We start from the raw sequence: 23,121 nt of genomic DNA, 5'->3' as shown, positions 1-23,121 counted from the left end.
AAAAGTGAGTGTGAAAACGAGTGTAAACGATACCACTATTTTATCCCATGTCACACTTTTCGCGTCTCTGTTATGCTATGGTTATTACATACCATAAGCCCAATGGAGCGAAATATGCGAGTTCTGGTAACAGGTGGTAGCGGTTACATAGGTAGTCATACCTGCGTGCAACTGCTGCAAAACGGTCACGACGTCATCATTCTCGACAACCTGTGCAACAGTAAGCGCAGCGTGCTGCCGGTGATTGAACGCCTTGGCGGTAAACAACCGACTTTCGTGGAAGGCGACATCCGCAACGAAGCGCTGATGACCGAGATCCTTCACGACCACGCCATCGAAGCGGTGATCCACTTCGCGGGTCTGAAAGCGGTCGGTGAATCCGTTGCGAAGCCGCTTGAGTATTACGACAACAACGTCAACGGTACCCTGCGCCTCATCTCCGCCATGCGCGCGGCCAACGTCAAAAACTTCATCTTTAGCTCCTCCGCTACCGTCTACGGCGATCAGCCCAAAATCCCTTACGTTGAAAGCTTCCCGACCGGTACGCCGCAAAGCCCGTACGGCAAAAGCAAGCTGATGGTGGAGCAGATCCTGACCGACCTGCAAAAAGCACAGCCGGAGTGGAGCTTCGCGCTGCTGCGCTACTTCAACCCGGTCGGCGCGCATCCGTCTGGCGATATGGGTGAAGATCCGCAGGGCATTCCGAACAACCTGATGCCGTATATCGCTCAGGTTGCCGTGGGTCGCCGCGACTCGCTGGCGATTTTTGGCAATGACTATCCGACCGAAGATGGCACCGGCGTGCGCGACTACATCCACGTCATGGATCTGGCCGACGGTCACGTTGCGGCCATGCAGCAGCTGGCTGACAAACCGGGCGTGCATATTTACAACCTCGGCGCCGGAGTCGGCAGCAGCGTGCTGGACGTGGTTAACGCCTTCAGCAAAGCCTGCGGTAAGCCGGTGAACTACCACTTCGCTCCGCGTCGTGATGGCGACCTGCCTGCTTACTGGGCCGATGCCACCAAAGCCGACAAAGAGCTTAACTGGCGTGTGACGCGCACGCTTGATGAAATGGCACAGGATACCTGGCACTGGCAGTCACGCCACCCGCAAGGCTATCCGGACTAAGGATCCGTCATGACGCAATTTAATCCCGTCGATCATCCGCATCGTCGTTTTAACCCGTTAAGCGGGCAATGGATTTTGGTTTCTCCGCATCGCGCCAAGCGACCCTGGCAGGGAGCGCAGGAGACGCCTGCAAAACAGACGCTGCCGCAGCACGACCCGGACTGCTTCCTCTGTCCGGGCAACACGCGCGTCACCGGGGATAAAAACCCGGACTACAAAGGTACCTTCGTCTTCACCAACGATTTTGCCGCCCTGATGACCGAAACGCCGGACGCGCCGGACAGCCACGATCCGCTGATGCGCTGCGAAAGCGCGCGCGGAACCAGCCGCGTGATCTGCTTCTCGCCCGATCACAGCAAAACGCTGCCGGAGCTGAGCGTGGACGCGCTGAAAGAGGTCGTCAGCACCTGGCAGTCGCAAACCGCAGAGCTGGGGCAGAGCTATCCGTGGGTGCAGGTGTTCGAAAACAAAGGCGCGGCCATGGGCTGCTCTAACCCGCACCCGCACGGCCAGATCTGGGCGAACAGCTTCCTGCCTAACGAAGCCGAGCGTGAAGACCGTCTGCAGAAAGCGTATTACGCGGAAAACGGTTCGCCGATGCTGGTGGATTACACCCAGCGTGAGCTGGCCGACGGCAGCCGCACCGTGGTGGAAACCGAACACTGGCTGGCCGTCGTCCCTTACTGGGCCGCATGGCCGTTTGAAACGCTGCTGCTGCCGAAAGCGCACGTGCAGCGCATCACCGATCTCAGCGACGCGCAGCGCGACGACCTTGTCCTGGCGCTGAAAAAGCTGACCAGCCGTTACGACAACCTTTTCCAGTGCTCCTTCCCGTACTCCATGGGCTGGCACGGCGCTCCGTTTAACGGCGAAGAGAATCAACACTGGCAGCTGCACGCCCATTTCTATCCGCCGCTGCTGCGCTCTGCGACGGTACGTAAATTTATGGTGGGCTATGAAATGCTGGCAGAAACCCAGCGTGACCTGACGGCGGAACAGGCAGCAGAACGTCTGCGTGCCGTTAGCGACGTCCACTATCGCGAATCAGGAGTCTAAAAAATGAGTCTGAAAGATAAAACACAATCCCTGTTTGCTGAGAAATTTGGCTACCCTGCCACCCACGTTATCCAGGCACCAGGCCGCGTTAACCTTATCGGTGAACACACCGACTATAACGACGGTTTCGTGCTGCCGTGCGCTATCGATTACCAGACAGTCATCAGCTGTGCGAAGCGCGACGACCGTAAAGTCCGCGTGGTTGCGGCGGATTACGGTAATGAGACGGACGAGTTTTCCCTTGATGCCCCGATTGTGACGCACGACAGCCAGCAGTGGTCTAACTACGTGCGCGGGGTGGTGAAACACCTTCAGAAGCGTAACAAGAACTTTGGCGGTGCGGATTTAGTCATCAGCGGCAACGTGCCGCAGGGTGCGGGATTAAGCTCCTCTGCGTCACTGGAAGTCGCCGTTGGCACCGTGTTCCAGCAGCTTTATCATTTACCGCTGGACGGCGCGCAAATTGCCCTGAACGGTCAGGAAGCAGAAAACCAGTTCGTGGGCTGTAACTGCGGCATTATGGACCAGCTGATCTCCGCGCTCGGCAAAAAAGAGCATGCCCTGTTAATTGATTGCCGCTCGCTGGGTACCAAAGCCGTTCCCCTGCCGAAAGGCGCGGCGGTGGTGATCGTCAACAGCAACTTTAAGCGCACGCTGGTGGGCAGCGAATACAACACCCGCCGCCAACAGTGTGAAACCGGCGCCCGCTTCTTCCAGCAGCCTGCCCTGCGCGACGTGACGCTCAATGAATTTAACAAAGTGGCGCACGAGCTGGATCCGATCGTCGCTAAACGCGTTCGTCACGTGCTGACGGAAAATGCCCGTACCGTTGAAGCCGCCTCCGCGCTGGCGAAAGGTGACCTGAAACGCATGGGTGAGCTGATGGCTGAATCTCACGCCTCCATGCGCGACGATTTTGAAATCACCGTGCCGCAGATCGACACCCTGGTGGACATCGTTAAAGCTACCATTGGCGACAAAGGTGGCGTTCGCATGACGGGCGGCGGTTTTGGCGGATGCATCGTTGCGCTGGTGCCAGAAGAGCTGGTCCCTGCCGTCCAGGACGCCGTCGCGAAGCAGTACGAAGCAAAAACAGGCATCAAAGAAACCTTCTATGTTTGTAAAGCATCACAAGGAGCCGGACAGTGCTAAACGAAACGCCTACACTCGCACCGGATGGTCTGCCGTATCGTCTGTTAACCCTGCGCAACAGCGCGGGGATGGTCGTTACGGTGATGGACTGGGGGGCGACCCTTCTTTCTGCCCGCGTACCGATGCCGGACGGCAGCGTGCGCGAGACCCTGCTCGGCTGCGCCTCGCCTGAGCAGTACGTCAATCAGTCCGCCTATCTGGGCGCATCCGTTGGGCGCTATGCTAACCGCATCGCGAAGAGCCGTTTTGAGCTCGACGGCGAGCAGTACACCCTGCTTCCAAGCCAGGGTGAGAACCAGCTGCACGGCGGACCGGACGGGTTTGATAAACGCCGCTGGAAGATTGTTCGTCAAAACGACGGGGAAGTGCTGTTCTCGCTGGATTCGCCTGATGGCGATCAGGGCTTCCCGGGGAACCTTATCGCGTCCGCGCGCTTTACGCTGACCGACGACAACCGTATCGCCATTGAATACCGTGCGACGGTCGACAAGCCGTGTCCTGTCAACCTGACCAATCATGCGTACTTTAATCTGGACGGTAGCCAGTGCGACGTGCGTGAGCACAAGCTGCAGATCCTGGCGGATGCGTATCTGCCGGTTGACGAGATGGGCATTCCGTATCAGGGCCTTAAAGACGTGAGCGGCACCAGCTTTGACTTCCGCAGCGCGAAAACCATCGCCCAGGATTTCCTGAGCGATGACGATCAGCGTAAGGTGAAAGGCTACGATCACGCTTTCCTGCTGCAGGCCAAAGGTGATGTAAAACAGCCTGCCGCGCAGGTCTGGTCTGCGGATGAGAAGCTGCAGATGACGGTTTACACCACTGCCCCTGCCCTGCAGTTCTATTCAGGCAACTACCTCGGCGGCACGACGGCGCGCGAACACGATGAGTACAGCGACTGGCAAGGCCTGGCGCTGGAGAGCGAGTTCCTGCCGGACAGCCCAAACCACCCGGAATGGCCGCAGCCTGGGTGCGTGCTGCGCCCGGGTGAAGAGTACGTGAGCATGACGGAATACCATTTTATTCCACATTAATGTCCAGCCCTCCCTCCGGAGGGCTTTTTTCTGCATGCCTTGCTGAAAATAGCGCCGATCGCAGACAAAATCACAACCCTGGATTCACAAGCATCTTACACTCAGAGACTATTTTCGCTATGGTTAGGGTTAAGCGTTGCTGGTGGCACGGTCACGGCAATATAATGAGAATTGTTATCATTCTAAAAATGCTTGAGGAGTAAGAGATGGCTATAACTAAGCTGGTCCTGGTGCGTCACGGCGAAAGCCAGTGGAACAACGAAAACCGCTTTACCGGTTGGTACGACGTTGATCTGTCTGAGAAAGGCGTAAGCGAAGCAAAAGCAGCAGGTAAACTGCTGAAGGAAGAAGGCTTCAGCTTTGATTTTGCTTACACCTCTGTGCTGAAACGTGCCATCCACACCCTGTGGAACGTGCTTGACGAACTGGATCAGGCCTGGCTGCCGGTTGAGAAGTCCTGGAAACTAAACGAACGTCACTACGGTGCGCTGCAGGGCCTGAACAAAGCGGAAACCGCTGAGAAATACGGTGACGAGCAGGTTAAACAGTGGCGTCGCGGCTTCGCGGTCACCCCACCAGAGCTTACCAAAGATGACGAGCGCTACCCTGGTCACGACCCGCGTTACGCGAAACTGACCGACGCTGAGCTGCCAACCACCGAGAGCCTGGCGCTGACCATCGACCGCGTTGTGCCTTACTGGAACGAAACCATTCTGCCACGCCTGAAAAGCGGCGAGCGCGTGATCATCGCTGCTCACGGTAACTCCCTGCGTGCGCTGGTGAAATACCTGGACAACATGGGTGAAGACGAAATCCTCGAACTGAACATCCCAACTGGCGTACCGCTGGTGTATGAGTTCGACGAAAACTTCAAGCCAATCAAACACTACTATCTGGGTAACGCAGATGAGATCGCAGCGAAAGCAGCGGCTGTCGCAAACCAGGGTAAAGCGAAGTAATTTTCGCCAGACATAAAAAAAGCGCGGAGCCTTCCGCGCTTTTTTATTTGTGCCTGAGAATTCAGCCGCGACGCGCTTTTACCGCATTCGCCAGTTGACGCAGGATGGTATCGGTATCGTCCCAGCCAATGCAGGCATCGGTCACGCTTTTGCCATACACCAGCGGTTCACTGCCTTCCAGGTTCTGGTTACCTTCAACCAGATGGCTTTCTATCATCACCCCAATCACCGCTTTCTCACCGCCGGCAATCTGCTGGCAGACGTCTGCCCCCACTTCCATCTGCTTTTTAAACTGCTTGCTGGAGTTGGCATGGCTAAAATCGATCATGACCTGCGGTGGTAGCCCGGCTTTTTCCAGCCCGACTTTCACCTCTGCCACGTGTTTCGCACTGTAGTTTGGCTCTTTGCCGCCGCGCAGAATGATATGGCAGTCGCCGTTACCGCTGGTGTTAACGATGGCGGAATGACCCCATTTGGTCACGGAAAGGAAGCAGTGCGGCGCGCCCGCTGCGTTGATGGCGTCGATAGCCACCTTAATGGTGCCGTCAGTGCCGTTTTTGAAACCCACCGGGCAAGAAAGACCGGACGCCAGCTCGCGGTGAACCTGAGATTCAGTAGTGCGGGCACCAATTGCGCCCCAGCTCATCAGGTCTGCCAGGTATTGTGGCGTAATCATGTCCAGGAATTCACCGGCCGCAGGCAGGCCGCTGTCGTTGATCTCCAGCAGCAGCTTGCGCGCAATGCGCAGACCGTCGTTGATCTGGAAGCTGTTATCCATGTGCGGATCGTTAATCAGCCCTTTCCAGCCCACGGTGGTGCGCGGTTTTTCAAAATAGACGCGCATCACGATTTCCAGCTCGTCCTTCAGCTCTTCACGGAGGGTGAGCAGACGGGCTGCGTACTCTTTCGCGGCTGCAGGATCGTGAATAGAGCACGGGCCAATCACCACCAGAAGACGATCGTCATTACCTTTCAGGATCTTATGGATCGCTTTACGAGCATGAGAAACCGTGTTTGCGGCATTTTCAGTGGCGGGGAATTTCTCAAGGAGCGCTACAGGAGGTAATAACTCATTGATCTCTTTAATACGTAAATCGTCGTTCTGATAATTCATTTTCTTTCCAGCTCTGCCATATCTTTAGTAATGAAAGCAATCCTTTCAATCTATCTTGTCGATCAGGAAGTGTAAACACGGTTTTACACTTCACGCAGATAATTCCTGGAATTCGCCTAAAAATCGCCACAAAATAGCGAAAAATGAGATCTAACCTAAGCTTTTTAACTGTAACACCCAATTTTACACGCTTAAACGCGATTCCCTACTGACGTAAGTCCGTAAGGCGGAATCTTTCGCCTCTAAAACAGATGCACTGTTGGAGAATGTTATCCAGCTTAACGACAAGAACAGGAGCACCATGATGAAAATGACAAAACTGGCAACCCTCTTCCTGACCGCCACACTCACTCTGGCCAGCGGTAGCGTCCTGGCCGCGGAAACGGGCACATCAGACAGCAACGGGGATGCGAATGCGGCAGCAGCAGCAGGCCAGCCCGCCCCTGATGCGAAACAGAATATTGCCCCGAATAATGTCGACAACAGCCAGATCAATACCGGTAACAGCAACACCGGCGGCACGATGCTGCATCCCAACAGCAGCGGTTCCGGCACCATGAATCATGACAATATGAGTGCGGATGAGGTTCATAAGAACTCGATGTGTAAGGACGGGAAATGCCCCGATCCTAATGACAAAGTAGGGAACGATGCGAATACCAAAACCGATGGCACCACCCAGTAATGGGGTGTGATCGGGAAGAAAAAGGAGAGCTCTGGCTCTCCTTTCTTTTTGGAGTAACCTATTAAAAAAGCTACACTAAAAATAATAACACTTCAGGAAAGCAGACATGTCGCACTCCCACTCACAGTCTCCAGGCAACGACAACGCTAAACGACTGATGCTGGCCTTTGGCATCACGGCAACATTTATGGTCATTGAGGTCATTGGCGGCCTGATTTCCGGCTCTCTGGCCCTTCTGGCTGATGCCGGACATATGCTGACCGATGCCGCAGCGCTACTCTTCGCCCTGCTGGCGGTGCAGTTTGCGCGTCGTCCTCCGAATGCGCGCCACACCTTCGGCTGGCTGAGGCTGACAACCCTTGCCGCGTTTGTTAACGCCATCGCGCTGGTGGTCATTACCGTTCTTATCGTCTGGGAGGCCGTACAGCGCTTCAGACACCCGCAGCCGATCGCCGGGGCGACAATGATGGTGATTGCCGTGGCAGGGCTGCTGGCAAATATCCTGGCCTTCTGGATTTTGCACCGCGGCAGCGGTGAAAAGAACCTTAACGTCCGTGCTGCCGCTCTGCATGTTCTGGGTGATTTACTCGGCTCAGTCGGGGCGATTGTCGCCGCGCTGGTGATCCTCTACACCGGCTGGACGCCTGTCGATCCGATTCTGTCCGTGCTGGTGTCTTGTCTGGTCTTGCGCAGCGCCTGGAGGCTGCTGAAGGAGAGCGTGAATGAACTTCTTGAAGGGGCACCGACATCTATGGATATTGACGAGCTGAAGCGCAACCTGCGCCGTTCAGTCCCTGAAGTCCGCAACGTTCATCACGTGCACGTCTGGCTGGTGGGGGAAAAGCCGGTCATGACGCTACACGTCCAGGTGATCCCGCCTCACGACCACGATGCGCTGCTAGAACGCATCCAGCACTTTCTTGAACATCACTACGAAATTAGCCACGCCACCATCCAGATGGAGTATCAGCCCTGTAACGGGCCGGACTGCCACCTTAACGAGGCGCAGTCCGGACATTCACATCCGCATCACCACTAGCTGGAAAGCGCGTGAGAACCTCGCTCACGCGCGCTGTTAATCCACATCCGGCTGCCGTTCAGCGCGATGAAGGTCAGCAGCAGGTATTCCAGCGACATCGCATAGACGCCCTGCAGGGCGAAGATCGCTACGCTGATAACGTTAATGATGACCCACAGCAGCCAGTTCTCAACGTATTTACGGGTCATCAGGATCATCGCCGCAATCGACAGAACCATCATGCAGGAATCCCAGAACGGGAAGGCATCCGGCTGAAGTGCAGGCATCGTCACGTTCAGGCCGAAACCGGACATGACCGAAACGGCAACACGTGTCAGGAACGCAAACACCGGGTTGATGTAAACGGTCATTAAACCAATAGCGACCACGCAGGCGACAAGCCAGGCGATGGCTTTCGGCAAGGGCAGCCAGCGGATCTGAAGCTCTGCTTCCTGCTGGCTGTTCTGACGCGACCACGCGTACCAGCCGTAAATATTGGCGGCGAAGAAGAACAGCTGCAAAAGCAGGCTGGCGTACAGCTGGATCTGGAAGAAGATAATCGCAAACAGCGTAACGTTAATCAGTCCGAACGCATAGTTGCTGATCTTCTCCAGGCTTGCCAGCCAGATACAGAGTAATCCCGCCAGCGTGCCAACAGCCTCAATCCATGACAGGTCATAGCCACCTGCACCAATCGGTATATGAACCAGAATGTTCTGCGTGCTAAAAAAATCCATCTTTTCCCCGGGGCGAGTTGAATTAAGTACGTAGTGTAGCCGCAAAATCCAGCATGCGGTTAAGCGGGATTAACGCGCCTTCACGCAAGGCGGCATCCACATGGATTTCATGCGCCGCACCACCGGTTTCTAAGCCCTCGGCAATGGCCTTCAGGCCGTTCATCGCCATCCACGGGCAATGCGCACAGCTGCGACACGTTGCGCCCTCGCCCGCCGTTGGGGCTTCAAGGAGCTCTTTCTCCGGCACCGCCTGCTGCATCTTATAGAAGATGCCGCGATCGGTCGCCACGATGAGCTGCTGGTGAGGCAACGTCCTAGCCGCGTTAATAAGCTGGCTGGTTGAGCCTACGGCATCCGCCATGTCGACAATCGACTGAGGTGATTCAGGGTGAACAAGAATAGCGGCGTCAGGATAAAGTGCCTTCATGCGCGCCAGCGCCTGGGTTTTGAATTCGTCATGGACAATGCAGGCACCCTGCCAGCAGAGAACGTCAGCCCCCGTCTGCTTCTGGACATAATTTCCGAGATGGCGGTCAGGCGCCCAGATAATTTTCTCGCCCAGGCTATCCAGATGTTCAATCAGCTCAACGGCGATGCTGGAGGTTACAACCCAGTCTGCCCGCGCTTTTACCGCCGCAGAGGTGTTGGCGTAAACCACCACGGTCCGGTCAGGGTGGGCGTCACAGAAGGCCGTGAATTCGTCAATCGGGCAGCCGAGATCCAGAGAACACTCCGCATTAAGCGTTGGCATCAGAATGGTTTTTTCAGGGCTCAGGATCTTTGCCGTTTCGCCCATAAAACGCACACCAGCAACCAGCAGCGTGGAAGCAGGATGTTTTGCACCGAAGCGTGCCATCTCCAGTGAGTCAGAAATACAGCCCCCGGTCTCTTCCGCCAGCTGCTGAATTTCCGGGTCGGTGTAGTAATGGGCCACCATCACCGCATCTCGTTCTTTGAGAAGACGCTTGATCTTCTCGCGATAGAATTGCTTTTCATCCAGGCTCAGCGGGACAGGCTTTGGTGGAAACGGATAGATTGCGGCTTCGGGATCAAACATCACACTCATTATGGCTTCTCGTTTTACTGGCTTAACAATATTGCCTTTCTTTTGCCTTACATAGCAAAACGCGTGGCAATTGTGTTTTTTATACTAAACAAGATAGCGAATATGAGCGGAAAAGTCACCGGAAATAGGTGCGGATAGCATTTGTCGGCTGGCGGCTTCGCCCTACCCAACCTAAAAACAGACATATAGCAAAAAGGCGCCTTTAGGGCGCCTTTCTACACTGGTGGGTCGTGCAGGATTCGAACCTGCGACCAATTGATTAAAAGTCAACTGCTCTACCAACTGAGCTAACGACCCCTTGCGGGATGTACTTCAAATTTATTCAGGCTGGTGGGTCGTGCAGGATTCGAACCTGCGACCAATTGATTAAAAGTCAACTGCTCTACCAACTGAGCTAACGACCCATTCGGGTGTTGCCTGAATTATTACTCGGCACCAATAAAATTGGTGGGTCGTGCAGGATTCGAACCTGCGACCAATTGATTAAAAGTCAACTGCTCTACCAACTGAGCTAACGACCCGAGTGGTGGGTGATGACGGGCTCGAACCGCCGACCCCCTCCGTGTAAAGGAGATGCTCTACCAACTGAGCTAATCACCCACTCTGTACTGCCGGTATGCGTTAAGTGGTGGGTCGTGCAGGATGACTCGGCTTCGCCTCGCCCTACGGGCCGTTGCTGACGCAACGTTATCCTTCACGTTTTACTACTACTTCCACCTGACTTAGTGGTGGGTCGTGCAGGATTCGAACCTGCGACCAATTGATTAAAAGTCAACTGCTCTACCAACTGAGCTAACGACCCACTTTTACGCTGTTTTCACGTTGTTTGATATCCCGTGGCAACGGCGGCATATATTACTGATTTAAGAATTCAGCGCAACAAAAATTTCGATGAAGATCACTTAACTGCTTACGAATCATGCTGCACGACCAGAAATAACGCGATTTCTGGTCATGTGATAATCATCCCATCGAATTCAGACGTTTTTGCGCCTGCTTAGCACCTTCGGTACCCGGGAATTTGGAGACCACCTGCTGATAAACCGCTTTGGCTTTCGCAGTGTCGCCTTTGTCCTGCATGATAACGCCCACTTTGTACATTGCATCAGGCGCTTTCGGCGATTTCGGGTAGTTTTTTACCACCGAGGCAAAATAAAACGCCGCATCGTCCTTTTTACCCTTGTTGTAATTCAGCTGACCAAGCCAGTAATTCGCATTTGGCTGATAAGTGGAATCAGGGTATTTCTTAACAAAGTTCTGAAACGCAGCAATCGCGTCATCCTGACGAGATTGATCCTGCACCAGCGCAATGGCCGCATTGTAGTCCGTATTCGCGTCACCGCTCTGTACAGGCGCACCTGTTGAAGCAGAAGCATCCGCAGCCGGAGCTGATGTCGCCGCACCGGTCTGATCGCCCGCGGCTGGCTGTGCTTGTGCTGCTGCACCACCGCTGCTCAGGCTATCCATCTGCAGCAAAATCTGCTTCTGACGTTCCACAACCTGGTTAAGCTGATACTGGCTTTCCTGAATCTGACCGCGGAGAGAGTCAATATCATTCTGGTTATCGGAAAGTTGTTGCTGGAGTTGGGTTAAAAGCTGGCTGTGAGCGTTAGAAATACGCTCGAGTTGAGTGACCCGGTCTTCTACCGAGCCTGAGCCGACACTACTGATTGGTGCCTGAGCAAAAGCGGCCCAGGGGGCCGCTATTCCAACCAGTAACGACAGACTCAACAGATGATGTCTGAAGTTACTGCTCATGCAATTCTCTTAGTAAACCAGTACGGCACGACGGTTTTTGGAGTAAGCCGCTTCGTCGTGACCCAGTACTGCAGGTTTTTCTTTACCGTAAGAAACGATGGAGATCTGGTCAGCAGAAACGCCTTTACCCTGCAGGTACATTTTAACAGCGTTAGCACGACGTTCACCCAGGGAGATGTTGTACTCTGGAGTACCACGTTCGTCCGCGTGACCTTCTACGGTGACTTTGTAAGATGGGTTGCTACGCAGGAAGTTAGCGTGAGCATCCAGCATCGCAGCGAAGTCAGAACGGATGTCGTATTTATCCAGATCGAAGTAAACGATGTTGTTCTGCTGCAGCTGCTGCATCTGAAGACGCGCTTGCTCTTCAGAAGACATGTTGCCATTGCCGTTCGCGTCCATACCGGTGCCGGCACCCATCATGCCTTCGCCGCTCTGGTCATTGCTGGCGTTCTTGTTAGAAGAACACGCTGCGATTGCCATTACAGGCAGAGCGATCATCAGCCCCTTCAGCACTTTGTTCAGTTGCATTTCTATGATTCCTTTAGTAATCAATTAATTATTATTTACAGATACGGCGACCAGGCAGGTGATTTTACCTGTCCATCAGTTGCCGGAATACGCGCTTTGAAACGCCCATCTGTAGAAACCAGATTCAGCACAGATCCCATCCCCTGAGAAGAGCTGTAGATTACCATCGTGCCGTTAGGTGCCAGACTTGGCGTTTCATCCAGGAACGTTGACGACAGAACTTGAACGCCACCCGCTACCAGATCTTGTTTGGCAATGTGCTGCTGCCCACCGTTGGAGCTCACCATTACCATAAATTTACCGTCGCTGCTCACGTCTGAGTTCTGATTCTGCGAACCTTCCCAGGTAATACGCTGCGGAGCACCGCCGTTGATGTTGACTTTGTAGATTTGTGGACGGCCAGCCTGGTCAGAGGTAAACGCCAGGTTTTGACTGTCCGGGAACCATGAAGGTTCGGTGTTGTTGCTGCGACCGTCGGTCACCTGACGAATCTGGCCAGAGCCAATGTCCATCACGTACAGATTCAGGCTACCGGTTTTTGACAGCGCAAACGCCAGTTTAGACCCGTCCGGAGAGAACGAAGGCGCACCGTTGTGACGTGGGAAAGACGCAACCTGACGAACGGCACCGTTTGCCAGCGTCTGGATAACCAGCGCTGAACGGCCGCTTTCGAAGGTTACATAGGCCAGTTTAGAACCGTCCGGAGACCAGGCTGGAGACATCAGCGGCTGAGAAGAACGTTTCACCAGGAACTGGTTGTAGCCGTCGTAGTCAGATACGCGCAGCTCATATGGGAACTGACCACCGTTGGTCTGTACCACATAAGCAATACGGGTACGGAACGCCCCTTTAATGCCGGTCAGTTTCTCAAATACCGCATCGCTGGCCGCGTGTGCCGCGTAGCGCAGGTACTGCTTAGTGACCTTGTAAGAGTTCTGTGCCAGAACGGTACCCGGTGCACCGCCGGTATCCACCAGCTGCCAGGCCACGTTGTAAGAGCCGTCCGGGTTAGGCGTAACCTGACCCACAACCACGGCATCAATACCCAGCGCAGACCATGCTGCAGGCTGTACTTCCTGCGCGCTGCCCGGCTGCTGAGGCAGACGAGAACGATCTAACGGGTTGAATTTACCGCTGTTACGCAGGTCAGCCGCCACGATGCCACCGGCATCTTCAGGTGCAGCGCCAGGACCGGCCCACTGGAACGGAACAACACCGATTGGGCGTGCCGAGTCCACCCCCTGGGTGATCTCGATACGTACTTCTGCGTGCAGTACTGCTGCCCACAGCATTAAAAAACTAAATGCTACACGTAATGCCTGCTTCATCATATCTCCCTTATCCGGGTAACCTTACCCACGATAATTTAGCAGAATGTTAACAAACTCAAATAGACAAAACTACCAGAACCCTGTGACTAAACCTGGTCTATTTTTCCCCGTTTGCACGGGGAAAATGTAACTTAAGGTTTGAAGTCCAACGGCGCATTTTTGAAGACTTCGTAAACTGCCTGAGACGGCGGTTTAGGCATCTTCGCCTGACGCGCTGCAGCCAGGGCCGCAGTACATAAAGCCGGGTCGCCACCTTCAGACTTAATATCCAGCAGCATGCCGTCCGGAGCCAGTTTTATACGCAATGTACACGTTTTACCGGTATAGGAAGACGCATCATAGAATCGGCTTTCAATAGCGGATTTAATCTGCGCGGCATAACCGTTGATTTCAGCCCCTGTCGCACCGTTACTCTTAGTGTTACCACTTCCCGTCGGCGCTGCGTTGTTTCCTTTCGCACCACCGCCCGTTTTCGGTGCATTCTTACCTGAGCTCAAATCGCCCAGCAGATCGTCAACCCCTGCGGCGGCAGCTGCTTTTTCAGCTGCAGCAGCCTTTTTGGCAGCCGCTTTATCAGCAGCAGCTTTCTTATCGGCAGCGGCCTTCTCAGCTGCAGCTTTTTTATCGGCAGCGGCTTTTTCAGCGGCGGCAGCTTTTTCTGCAGCCGCTTTCTCAGCAGCAGCGGCTTTCTTCGCGGCCTCGGCAGCAGCTTTCTTCTCTGCTTCCTGAGCGGCTTTTTTCGCAGCTTCCGCTTCGGCTTTCTTCTGAGCATCAGCAGCAGCTTTTTTCGCTGCTTCCGCTTCAGCTTTCTTCTGGGCATCAGCAGCGGCTCTCTTCGCGGCTTCCGCTTCAGCTTTCTTCTGAGCATCAGCAGCGGCTTTCTTCGCCGCTTCTGCCGCTAATTTTGCCTGGGCATCAGCCTGTGCTTTCGCGTCCGCTGCGGCTTTTGCTGCCGCCTCTTCCGCCTGCTTTTGCTGTTCCTGTGCTTTCTTCGCGGCCTCTTCGGCTTGCTTCTGCTGTTCCGCCTGCTCTTTCGCGGCTTCCTGCGCCTGCAAACGCTCTTTCTCAAGCTGCTTCAGACGCTCCTGCTCTGCGGCCTGCTTTTCACGCAGTTCTTCCGCCTGCTGTTGCGACTGTTTTTCACGCTGCTCTTCAGCCCGTTTGGCACTCGCCTTCTGCTGTTGTTCGCGATTATAGTTCTGTACTACCGCACCGGGATCCACCATCACGGCGTCAATGGAAGACCCTCCACCGCCGCCGGCTGATGCATCAATATGCTCGTCGAACGAACTCCAGATCAGCGCTGCAAAGAGAATAACGTGCAGCACTGCGGAGACGATTATCGCTCGCTTAAGCTTGTCGTTCTGTTCGGTTGCCTTTGACACTATCGGTTCCCAAAAACTACGCGGATGATCAAATAGGTTGGGTCATTAAGCCAACTGACTTAACACCCGCACTATGTAGCAAGTTCAGCGCTTTAATAATTTCATCGTAGGGTACGTCTTTCGCGCCACCGATTAAGAAGACCGTTTTCGGATTTGACTCCAGACGACGCTGCGCTTCAGCAATAACTTGCTCAGGCGGCAGCTGATCCATACGTTCTTTCTCTACCACGACGCTGTATTGCCCTACGCCGGAAACCTCAATGATAACCGGAGGATCGTCATTGGTGCTCACCGCCTGTGATTCTGTTGCATCCGGCAGATCCACTTCCACGCTCTGGGTAATGATTGGCGCTGTCGCCATGAAGATCAGCAGCAGTACCAACAGGACGTCTAGCAGTGGAACGATATTGATTTCGGACTTGAGCTCGCGACGACCTCGTCCACGCGATCTGGCCATGGTTTACCCCTTGTTGCTCTCGGTGCTGGTAAACGCCTGACGGTGCAGAATCGCAGTGAACTCTTCCATAAAGTTGTCGTAGTTCAGTTCCAGTTTGTTCACGCGCTGGTTCAGACGGTTGTAAGCCATAACCGCAGGAATTGCCGCAAACAGACCGATAGCGGTCGCAATCAGTGCTTCAGCGATACCCGGTGCAACCATCTGCAACGTCGCCTGCTTTACCGCGCCCAGCGCGATAAAGGCGTGCATTATCCCCCACACGGTACCAAACAGGCCGATATACGGGCTGATGGAACCGACAGTACCGAGGAATGGAATATGCGTTTCGAGATTTTCCAGCTCGCGGTTCATAGAGATGCGCATCGCACGCGAGGCACCTTCCACCACCGCTTCCGGCGCATGATTGTTTGCTCGATGCAGACGAGCAAACTCTTTGAAACCGCTATAAAAAATTTGCTCGGAGCCTGTAAGGTTTTCACGGCGTCCCTGGCTTTCCTGATACAGACGAGAAAGCTCAATACCCGACCAGAACTTATCTTCAAACGCTTCAGCTTCACGGCCAGCGGCATTGAGGATACGCGTTCTCTGGATGATGATGGCCCAGGATGCGATTGAAAAACCAATCAAAATCAACATGATAAGTTTAACCAGAAGGCTTGCCTTCAGGAACAAATCAAGGATATTCATGTCAGTCACTGCTTAAACTCCGCGACAATAGACTTAGGAAGCGCACGAGGCTTCATTATGGTTGGATCAACACAAACAATCAGTACTTCAGCTGAGTTCAGTACGGTATTCTCTGCGTTGACTATCCGCTGCGTGAAAACCAGTGAGGTCCCACGCATTGATGTAATTTCAGTTTGGACTTCGAGCATATCGTCGAGTCTGGCAGGCGCAAAATACTCAAGCGTCATCTTGCGTACCACGAAGGCAACTCGCTCAGCCAACAGAACCTGTTGACTAAAGTGATGATGGCGCAGCATCTCTGTGCGTGCCCGTTCATAAAAAGCAACGTAGCTAGCGTGGTAAACCACACCACCGGCATCGGTATCTTCGTAATAGACACGAACCGGCCATCGAAACAGCGTTGTATTCACTTTACATCCCGGTAATGCAACAAAAGTTAGAGCTTTTAAACTTCGCTACTATACGCGCGGGAAAGAGGGTTGGGAATGGGGGAAAGTAAACGGAGAGTAAATTTTTATGGGCTCGGGTAAGCCCATAACGTTAACGGACATTTCTTATTCAGAAGAAGAAGAAAATCAAACCGGCGAGAAGCACCAGATCGGCAATTAGCGGGCAAAAAATTCCCTGCCAGTGAATGGCCTTCGGACGAAAACCGACGCCGTGGATCACACCTGCGCACACCGCCCACATAATGAGAAAGCCGTGCCAGATTTCAAGCTCGCTGGTTTTCGCTGCAAAGCGCGAAGGGTCCCAGAAGATACAACCTGCCAGCAGTAATGCCATCACTAAAGAAAGCGCCCGTAGCGGGCGCTTATCCATTACCGCGTAAAGCGTCGCGATAATATTCATCAGCGTTTTTCTTCACCCGCTTTGGTCGCTTCTACATGCTCAAGCGCCAGGGCAGTGATGACACCAAATGCACAGGCAAGAAGCGTCCCTAAAATCCATGCGAAATACCACATATTCAGCTCCTTACTTAGTACATAGAATGGGTGTTGCTTTCGATATGTTCTTTCGTGATACGTCCGAACATTTTCCAGTAACACCAGATGGTGTAAGCCAGAACAATCGGAACGAACACGCAAGCAACATACGTCATCAGGTTCAGCGTCATATGGCTCGATGTCGCATCCCACATGGTCAGGCTAGCATTCAGCATGGTGCTGGATGGCATGACGAATGGGAACATCGCAATACCCGCCGTCAGGATAATGCACGCCAGGGTCAGTGATGAGAACACGAACGCCAGAGCGCCTCTCTCCAGACGAGACGTCAACACGGTCAGCAGCGGCAACAGCACGCCCAGAGCCGGGATCGCCCACAGCGCAGGGGTATTGTTGAAGTTCACCAGCCATGCGCCAGCCTGACGCGCCACTTCTTTGGTCAGCGGGTTAGACGGTGCAGCATGGTTGATAGCAGAGGTCACCACATAACCATCAATACCGTATACGACCCAAACACCTGCCAGCGCGAAGCAGACCAGTGTTACCAGCGCCGCAACCTGCGCGGTGGCACGGGAACGAAGGTGCAGTTCACCCACCGTACGCATCTGCAAGTAGGTTGCGCCCTGAGTGATGATCATTGCCACACTCACCACGCCCGCCAGCAGACCAAACGGATTCAGCAGCTGGAAGAAATTACCGGTGTAGTAGAGACGCATGTATTCGTCCAGGTGGAACGGCACACCCTGCAGCAGGTTACCGAACGCCACGCCGATTACCAGCGGTGGAACGAAGCTACCGATGAAGATGCCCCAGTCCCACATGTTGCGCCAGCGGGTGTCTTCAATCTTGGAACGGTAGTCGAAACCGACCGGACGGAAGAATAAAGAGGCCAGCACCAGAATCATCGCCACATAAAAACCGGAGAACGCAGCCGCGTAAACCATCGGCCAGGCAGCGAACAGCGCGCCGCCAGCGGTGATCAGCCACACCTGGTTACCGTCCCAGTGAGGGGCGATGGAGTTGATCATGATTCGACGCTCGGTGTCATTACGACCGAGGAAACGGGTGAGCATCCCCACCCCCATGTCGAAACCATCCGTGACGGCGAAACCGATCAGCAGAACGCCGATCAACAGCCACCAGATAAAACGCAATACTTCATAATCGATCATTTGATGACTCCTGTCTTAGCGTGCCGGCTGAGTAGTCGCAGTGGACTGCTCGTAGTGATAGCGACCGGTTTTCAGGCTGCTTGGGCCAAGGCGCGCGAACTTGAACATCAGGAACAGTTCAGCCACCAGGAACAGGGTGTACAGACCACAAATCAGCAGCATGGAGAAGATCAGGTCGCCTGCGGTCAGGGAGGAGTTCGCTACCGCCGTTGGCAGTACCTCACCAATCGCCCATGGCTGACGGCCATACTCCGCAACAAACCAGCCGGACTCAATTGCGATCCATGGCAGTGGAATACCGTACAGCGCGGTGCGCAGCAGCCATTTTTTCTCGCCGATGCGGTTGCGAATCACAGACCAGAAGGACGCCGCAATGATCAGCAGCATGATGATGCCGCAGCCCACCATGATACGGAATGCGAAGTACAGTGGCGCAACGCGTGGAATCGAGTCTTTGGTTGCCATCTGGATCTGCGCTTCCGTCGCATCAGAAACGTTCGGAGTATAACGCTTCAGCAGCAGACCATAACCCAGATCTTTCTTCACGTCGTTAAACTGGTCGCGGACGGCCTGGTCGGTAGAACCAGCACGCAGCTGTTCCAGCAGCGAGTAGGCTTTCATACCGTTACGAATACGCTCTTCGTGCTGAACCATCAGCTCTTTCAGACCCGTCACCTGCTTATCAACAGAACGGGTGGCGATGATACCCAGCGCGTAAGGGATCTGAATGGCGAAGCGGTTTTCCTGTGCGTCCTGATCCGGAATACCAAACAGCGTAAAGGCAGCTGGCGCCGGTTGGGTTTCCCATTCGGCTTCGATTGCGGCCAGTTTGGTTTTCTGCACGTCACCCATTTCGTAACCGGACTCATCACCCAGAACGATAACGGAGAGGATTGCAGCCATGCCGAAGCTTGCAGCGATAGCAAAGGAGCGCTTGGCAAACGCGAAGTCACGACCGCGCAGCATGTAGTAAGAACTGATGCCCAGGATAAACATCGCGCCGCACACATAGCCAGAAGCGACGGTGTGAACGAATTTAACCTGCGCAACCGGGTTCAGAACCAGCTCGGCAAAGCTGACCATCTCCATACGCATGGTTTCGAAGTTGAAATCAGACGCGATAGGGTTCTGCATCCAGCCGTTCGCCACCAGGATCCACAGCGCGGACAGGTTCGAACCTAATGCTACCAGCCAGGTCACCGCCATATGCTGGACTTTACCCAGACGGTCCCAACCGAAGAAGAACAGACCTACAAAGGTGGATTCGAGGAAGAATGCCATCAGACCTTCAATGGCCAGCGGCGCACCGAAGATATCCCCTACATAGTGGGAATAGTAAGACCAGTTAGTCCCGAACTGGAACTCCATGGTCAAACCGGTTGCCACGCCCAGTGCGAAGTTGATACCAAACAACTTGCCCCAGAACTTGGTCATATCTTTATAAATCTGTTTGCCGGAGAGAACGTATACCGTTTCCATGATAGCCAGCAGGAACGCCATACCGAGCGTCAGTGGCACAAACAGGAAGTGGTACATCGCGGTCAAGGCAAACTGTAAACGCGACAGTTCGACTATATCTAACATCATGACTCCTTGCTCATCGCATGAAGACTCCGAGAGTGAACCCCACCAGAGAGAGATTCACACGCATGCCCCAATACAAATTATTCGCATCCTTGTCGTCGTTATTACCCTAAAGGAAGATAAAAACGATGACGTGAGGTTACAAATACGTTAATAAAAAACTCAAATTGATCCCGCAAATATAATACGCTGCAAAACCCTTACAATAAACAGGTTTTTATAGAGTCACATTTACGTTTTTCGACGGTGATCAATTTATAGCAAAATTACCACTTTTCGGCCATTTTGATCGGGGACAATTTAGCGCTTTTCCGCGCCTTTTTCCAAGGATTAAACTTTGATTTAAATCAAAAACAAGCTTTGATGTTAACCATGTTTAACCATGGTGAGAATGGTAAAAACCATGTTAATGATATGTACATACAAAGATATGATTGGTTATCGAAGACGGAAAAAAATATAAATAGAAGTGATTTTAATTAACGCGAAAGAAAAGCTTCATTTCGATGCGCGATAGACGATAAAGCATAGTCGGTCCGAGTTATTTTTCCATTGCCTTTATGCAACTCTTCGCAATTACATTTATTTTACTTTTATCACCCCATAACTTAACACCACTATGTGACTATTTAATGAAAAAAGGCCGCAAACACTGCAGCCTTTTAACGATATCAGCGGTTCTCATGCAAGAAGAAGACTAAAGGTTCGCGACTGTCCCGGCCTGAATGCCCCGACCATGCCCTCATCTTCACTGTGGTCCATCAGCCGTTCATTCATGTCCGTTTCGCAGCACCGCTTCACCGTCGGATTCATGGATAGCGTCGCGTCACATGCGCTGGACTGCGAAGGGTTGAACAGACGAAGAATGAGCTCATCACGGTCTTCCGCTTTTTTGAGCGCACTGAGTACGCATCCCGTTGGCGAAAGCGCTAACAGGCTGTAACTTTCCGGCGTGATAAACGACGCGCGATTCAGCTTCATCGCATCCCAGGGAATTTTGTTATAGCACTGCACCGGCGTTAACCACGATTTAGCCTGCTGTGCGACGCCCGCGTTTTCTGGCGTACCACTGAAGCTGAAGAGGCTAAAGCGACAGGTTAACGGCCCGCGCACCTGAGAGTCAGGAACAGGCATTTTGATCCCCGAAGGCCTGCCTGGACGCAACAGCAAATCTTCTTTGCCGAGTAATCCGACGCCACGCAGCAAGGTCAAGGCAAATGCTTTTTGTTTATCGCCCACGACTTCAAATTCACGCAGTCCCTCGGTGAATAACGCAAGCCCGTTTCGTTTTTCCTGCAGGACGGCATAGTTGAGTAAATTCCAGACGGGAACCGGCGCTTCTTTCCACCCCTCCTCCTGCCAGTTTTGCATCGGCGCGTCCTCCACCGGACGAGAGATCGTGCCAAACTGCGTATCCGCTAACACCTCCTCTGTCACAAACGGCGTTGGGATCAACACGCGAACGCGGTGGTCGTCAGCCTGGTTATCCAGGCGCACGGCCACATCAATGCGCCTGCTGTTATGGCTAAGCGTGACGTCAAACTCCACGTGGAGTGAGCCGTTTCGCTGGCGCGCCGCGCGTTCGGCCAGATTTGCCGGAACGGCGATTCGATGGCGGATTGCCGCCCTGCTCTGCCAGCCTTCATGCGTGACCTCAACTTCATGCTCACCCTGCGCTGAAGTGAGCCTCCACTCTTCCCGAGAAGGCGAGTAGTCGTACTCATCGCCATCATCAGAACTCTCTTCGATTTCCAGCACGCGGTCATAACTAAGCCCGGTTTCTTTGTCGCGCAGGCGCAACGTACCGTCGTCATTTAGGTCAATCTGCCAGAAGGCATTTTCAAGTAAGGATTCGGTGTTTTTCACCGCCGGGAGCACCTTCCCGGCCACGTTAGGTTCGATAAACAGCGTACGGTAGCCCATCGACGGCAGTATCTGGCTGAGCTGAATATCAAACTCCATAAACGGTTCATAATTGCCATAATGGACAATCTGCCGGTCAATGAGACCCGGGTCGAGCTCGCGCGCGCTGCGGATGAAATAAGGGATCTCGTTGCCTTTTTCATCCCGCAGTCTGAACTGGCTGGCCCGAAGCCGAATCGTGGTGTTCATCACCTCTTCACGCGGCCAGGGCATCAGGTTGAACATCACCAGCTTATCGGCGTCGCTTTGCGGCATGTTATCGACAATCTTGCGCATATAGAAACGCACCAGGTTGTCCGCCATGTCCTCAGCCAGCTCAAAGCGAGAGACAATTTCGCGATGCACCTTGTCGCTACAGCAGCAGCCGATGCTGTCGTGAGCGTGGTTTTTGAGGATCTCTTTCCACATCTTCTCCAGCAGGCCGTGGTGATAGTCGAAGCCCAGCGTCCAGGCAAGCGCCGCCAGCGGCTCGAGGATATTGACAATTTTGTTCTCGATACGCGCATGGGCGATTTTGATATCCATGCGCGTGGAGCCGATGGTCCGGTGCACGCGCATGTATTTTCCGTCGATAAACTCACCTTTTAACGTCGCCAGCTTATCGCGGTGCGCGTCGATAAAATCAAACACCTCTTCGAACCGACTCATCACAAATTGACGCTGGGGATAGATTTCACGAAGCTTATCCATCACCGCGAAAATATTCTGCTGGAGCGGCATCTGGTCGTGACCGTTGGGCAGCAAAATCTCTTTGGTGACGGAGGCGTTTTCCAGAACCTCGAAATAGCTTTCGAGCCGTTTTCGCAGCCCTGCTTCGTCCTCCGGTAAGTACTTACCAATCGCGTAGCCCAGCGGCAGCACCTGCGCCGTCACTTCGCTGCCGTCCTGGCTCTGCCAGAGAAATTCGGTTTTATCGGTTCCGTGTCTTTCCGAGCAGCCGCGCCAGAACATCGTGCGGGTAATACCAAATCCGTTATAGATATGCGGAAGCTGGCCGGACATACCAAACGAATCCGGCAGATAGCCGATCTTCATCGGCTCGCCGAACGCCATACAGTCGCGCATGCCGTACATCAGGTTGCGGACAATCGACTCGCCGCTGACAATCGTGGTATCGGTCTGGGTATACCAGGGGCCAATAATCAGCTTTCCACGCTCGACAAGCGCCTTCACGCGAGAGCGGTTTTCGGGCACGACGGCGAAATAATCCTCCAGTACCGCCGTCTGTCCATCGAGGACGTAGTATTTATATTCTTCGTCCTGCTCCAGACGGGTCAGGATCTCTTCCATATTATTGACCAGAAGAATACGCGACTCTTCGGTGGTGAAGTACCACTCACGGTCCCAGTGCATATGCGGCGTGATATGAACGCGAGATTCAGCTTTCATCTTCATTT

General features: G+C 53.7%; 22 protein-coding genes and 5 tRNA genes. 7 read left to right on the top strand and 20 right to left on the bottom strand.

Going from position 1 to position 23,121, the window contains the following annotated elements:
* The first annotated feature begins 114 nt into the window (after positions 1-114).
* The 5 genes from galE (at position 115) to gpmA (ending at position 5,332) form a co-directional block, all read left to right on the top strand.
* A complete protein-coding gene (gene galE, locus KGP24_RS07000; RefSeq protein WP_223562802.1) occupies positions 115-1,131 on the top strand; it encodes a UDP-glucose 4-epimerase GalE in 1,017 nt (338 codons plus the stop codon).
* 9 nt (positions 1,132-1,140) lie between these two features.
* A complete protein-coding gene (galT, locus tag KGP24_RS06995; RefSeq protein WP_223562801.1) occupies positions 1,141-2,187 on the top strand; it encodes a galactose-1-phosphate uridylyltransferase in 1,047 nt (348 codons plus the stop codon).
* A 3-nt stretch (positions 2,188-2,190) separates the two neighbouring features.
* On the top strand, positions 2,191-3,339 hold the full coding sequence (galK, locus tag KGP24_RS06990; RefSeq protein WP_223562800.1) for a galactokinase: 1,149 nt from the start codon (positions 2,191-2,193) through the stop codon (positions 3,337-3,339).
* Positions 3,333-4,373 carry a galactose-1-epimerase gene (galM, locus tag KGP24_RS06985; protein WP_223562799.1) on the top strand — a complete coding sequence of 347 codons (1,041 nt, stop codon included), beginning with the start codon at positions 3,333-3,335 and terminating at the stop codon, positions 4,371-4,373. The genes galK and galM overlap by 7 nt, the downstream gene beginning before the upstream one ends.
* Positions 4,374-4,579: 206 nt before the next feature.
* Positions 4,580-5,332, top strand: coding sequence for a 2,3-diphosphoglycerate-dependent phosphoglycerate mutase (gene gpmA, locus KGP24_RS06980; RefSeq protein WP_008501111.1), 753 nt, complete (start codon positions 4,580-4,582; stop codon positions 5,330-5,332).
* 61 nt (positions 5,333-5,393) lie between these two features.
* On the opposite strand, the gene aroG is transcribed toward gpmA, so the two are convergent.
* Positions 5,394-6,446 (bottom strand): 3-deoxy-7-phosphoheptulonate synthase AroG, encoded by a 1,053-nt coding sequence (gene aroG, locus KGP24_RS06975; protein ID WP_024908788.1) that lies wholly within the window; start codon positions 6,444-6,446, stop codon positions 5,394-5,396.
* Positions 6,447-6,750: 304 nt separating this feature from the next.
* Between aroG and KGP24_RS06970 the strand changes: the two genes are divergently transcribed.
* Together KGP24_RS06970 and zitB are read left to right on the top strand one after the other, a co-directional pair.
* A complete protein-coding gene (locus tag KGP24_RS06970; protein ID WP_223563461.1) occupies positions 6,751-7,131 on the top strand; it encodes a YbgS-like family protein in 381 nt (126 codons plus the stop codon).
* A 106-nt stretch (positions 7,132-7,237) separates the two neighbouring features.
* Positions 7,238-8,170 carry a CDF family zinc transporter ZitB gene (gene zitB / locus KGP24_RS06965; protein WP_223562798.1) on the top strand — a complete coding sequence of 311 codons (933 nt, stop codon included), beginning with the start codon at positions 7,238-7,240 and terminating at the stop codon, positions 8,168-8,170.
* Here zitB and pnuC read toward each other — a convergent pair.
* The 19 genes from pnuC to mngB all read right to left on the bottom strand — a co-directional run bounded on the left by pnuC (position 8,167) and on the right by mngB (position 23,113).
* Positions 8,167-8,886, bottom strand: coding sequence for a nicotinamide riboside transporter PnuC (pnuC, locus tag KGP24_RS06960; protein WP_223562797.1), 720 nt, complete (start codon positions 8,884-8,886; stop codon positions 8,167-8,169). The two genes, zitB and pnuC, sit on opposite strands and share 4 nt — an antisense overlap.
* Before the next feature lie 22 nt (positions 8,887-8,908).
* A complete protein-coding gene (gene nadA, locus KGP24_RS06955) occupies positions 8,909-9,952 on the bottom strand; it encodes a quinolinate synthase NadA (protein WP_223562796.1) in 1,044 nt (347 codons plus the stop codon).
* A gap of 221 nt (positions 9,953-10,173) precedes the next feature.
* A tRNA-Lys gene (locus KGP24_RS06950) sits at positions 10,174-10,249 on the bottom strand.
* Positions 10,250-10,280: 31 nt separating this feature from the next.
* Positions 10,281-10,356 (bottom strand) — tRNA-Lys (locus tag KGP24_RS06945).
* Positions 10,357-10,397: 41 nt separating this feature from the next.
* Positions 10,398-10,473 (bottom strand) — tRNA-Lys (locus tag KGP24_RS06940).
* 3 nt (positions 10,474-10,476) lie between these two features.
* Positions 10,477-10,552: transfer RNA gene (locus KGP24_RS06935), tRNA-Val, on the bottom strand.
* Positions 10,553-10,678: 126 nt separating this feature from the next.
* A tRNA-Lys gene (locus tag KGP24_RS06930) sits at positions 10,679-10,754 on the bottom strand.
* A gap of 161 nt (positions 10,755-10,915) precedes the next feature.
* On the bottom strand, positions 10,916-11,710 hold the full coding sequence (cpoB, locus tag KGP24_RS06925; protein ID WP_223562795.1) for a cell division protein CpoB: 795 nt from the start codon (positions 11,708-11,710) through the stop codon (positions 10,916-10,918).
* Between the two features lie 9 nt (positions 11,711-11,719).
* Complete coding sequence (pal, locus tag KGP24_RS06920) at positions 11,720-12,241, bottom strand: peptidoglycan-associated lipoprotein Pal (protein WP_003858578.1); 522 nt, start codon at positions 12,239-12,241, stop codon at positions 11,720-11,722.
* Positions 12,242-12,276: 35 nt separating this feature from the next.
* Positions 12,277-13,569: a Tol-Pal system beta propeller repeat protein TolB gene (gene tolB / locus KGP24_RS06915; protein WP_008501103.1), complete on the bottom strand. Its 1,293-nt coding sequence runs from the start codon at positions 13,567-13,569 to the stop codon at positions 12,277-12,279.
* 134 nt (positions 13,570-13,703) lie between these two features.
* Complete coding sequence (tolA, locus tag KGP24_RS06910) at positions 13,704-14,957, bottom strand: cell envelope integrity protein TolA (RefSeq protein WP_223562794.1); 1,254 nt, start codon at positions 14,955-14,957, stop codon at positions 13,704-13,706.
* Between the two features lie 28 nt (positions 14,958-14,985).
* Complete coding sequence (gene tolR / locus KGP24_RS06905; RefSeq protein ID WP_045902275.1) at positions 14,986-15,414, bottom strand: colicin uptake protein TolR; 429 nt, start codon at positions 15,412-15,414, stop codon at positions 14,986-14,988.
* Positions 15,415-15,417: 3 nt separating this feature from the next.
* Complete coding sequence (gene tolQ / locus KGP24_RS06900) at positions 15,418-16,110, bottom strand: Tol-Pal system protein TolQ (RefSeq protein WP_008501101.1); 693 nt, start codon at positions 16,108-16,110, stop codon at positions 15,418-15,420.
* Positions 16,107-16,511 (bottom strand): tol-pal system-associated acyl-CoA thioesterase, encoded by a 405-nt coding sequence (gene ybgC, locus KGP24_RS06895; protein WP_003858593.1) that lies wholly within the window; start codon positions 16,509-16,511, stop codon positions 16,107-16,109. Before ybgC ends, tolQ begins: the two co-directional genes overlap by 4 nt.
* A 148-nt stretch (positions 16,512-16,659) precedes the next feature.
* The gene (gene ybgE / locus KGP24_RS06890; RefSeq protein ID WP_014831116.1) at positions 16,660-16,950 is read right to left on the bottom strand and encodes a cyd operon protein YbgE; all 291 of its coding nucleotides are present in this window, start codon (positions 16,948-16,950) and stop codon (positions 16,660-16,662) included.
* Complete coding sequence (cydX, locus tag KGP24_RS06885; RefSeq protein WP_223562793.1) at positions 16,950-17,063, bottom strand: cytochrome bd-I oxidase subunit CydX; 114 nt, start codon at positions 17,061-17,063, stop codon at positions 16,950-16,952. Before cydX ends, ybgE begins: the two co-directional genes overlap by 1 nt.
* 14 nt (positions 17,064-17,077) lie before the next feature.
* Complete coding sequence (gene cydB / locus KGP24_RS06880; RefSeq protein ID WP_223562792.1) at positions 17,078-18,217, bottom strand: cytochrome d ubiquinol oxidase subunit II; 1,140 nt, start codon at positions 18,215-18,217, stop codon at positions 17,078-17,080.
* A gap of 15 nt (positions 18,218-18,232) precedes the next feature.
* Positions 18,233-19,801 (bottom strand): cytochrome ubiquinol oxidase subunit I, encoded by a 1,569-nt coding sequence (gene cydA, locus KGP24_RS06875; protein WP_029741599.1) that lies wholly within the window; start codon positions 19,799-19,801, stop codon positions 18,233-18,235.
* Between the two features lie 681 nt (positions 19,802-20,482).
* The gene (gene mngB, locus KGP24_RS06870; RefSeq protein WP_223562791.1) at positions 20,483-23,113 is read right to left on the bottom strand and encodes a mannosylglycerate hydrolase; all 2,631 of its coding nucleotides are present in this window, start codon (positions 23,111-23,113) and stop codon (positions 20,483-20,485) included.
* Between the last annotated feature and the right edge of the window lie 8 nt (positions 23,114-23,121).

Source organism: Enterobacter sp. JBIWA008 (assembly GCF_019968765.1).
In the GTDB taxonomy this organism is placed as follows: Bacteria; Pseudomonadota; Gammaproteobacteria; order Enterobacterales; family Enterobacteriaceae; genus Enterobacter.
Note: the sequence above shows the minus strand (reverse complement) of the source record. Positions and strands in the feature narration are given on the sequence as shown.